The sequence below is a fragment of the Roseateles sp. P5_E11 genome, assembly GCF_054049355.1.
In genome coordinates, this window is sequence record NZ_JBFUMO010001119.1 from 1 (window position 1) to 827 (window position 827).

An 827-nucleotide genomic window follows, 5' to 3' on the forward strand; every position below is an offset into this window, starting at 1 on the left:
GCACATTGTTGCGCAGGCAGGCCGCGGCGTTGCCCACCTCCATCAACGGAACGTGCTTGTAGGCCGCCGCGTGGAACACCACCTGGGGATGGTGCGCGGCGAACGTGACGCGCAATCGGTCCAGATCCTTCACGTCGCCAATCAGCCGCACCAGCGCCAGGTGCGGGAACTGTTCGCTGAGTTCCTGTTCGATCTGATATAGAGCGAATTCGCTTTGCTCGTAGAGCACGAGCTGGCGAGGGTGGTAACGCGCTACCTGGCGGCAGAGTTCGCTGCCGATGCTGCCTCCCGCGCCGGTGACCAGCACGACCTTGCCTCCCAGCGCTTCGCTGATGCCGCCTTCGTCCAATTCCACCGGTTCGCGGCCGAGCAAATCCTCGGGTTCAATGTCGCGCACCTCATTGACGCGCCGACCAGCCAGCAGCTCTGTGCTGGTGGGCACGGTCAATACAGGGAATCCGGTGGCACCGGCGAGGTCCAGCGCTCGACGGCGTTGCTTGAGCGAAGCCGCAGGCATGGCCACGATCAGGTAGGTGACACCGTGCAGTTCGGCAAACCGCCGCACCTGTGTCAACTCACCCAGTACCGGCAGCCCCGCCACCCGCCCCCCCAACTTAGCCGGATCGTCATCCAGAAACCCCACCACCACCCAACCCTGGCTGTGCTGGATGCCCGCCACCAGCAGGCGGCCCGCGTCGCCCGCACCCATCACCAGGGCCCGGCGCAGCTCCTGGGCGCTGCCACTGATGCGGCTGCGCATGTGCTCGTAGAGCATGCGGTAGCCCATGCGCATCATGGCCAGCAGCATCAGCGTGAACAGCGGATGC

Annotated in this window: 1 protein-coding gene; it reads right to left on the reverse strand. The window is 65.5% G+C overall.

Annotation, left to right across the window (positions count from 1 at the left end; all coding sequences use genetic code 11):
* On the reverse strand, positions 1-827 hold an 827-nt coding region (locus tag ACXJKR_RS33810; protein ID WP_457326585.1), incomplete at both ends, for a polysaccharide biosynthesis protein.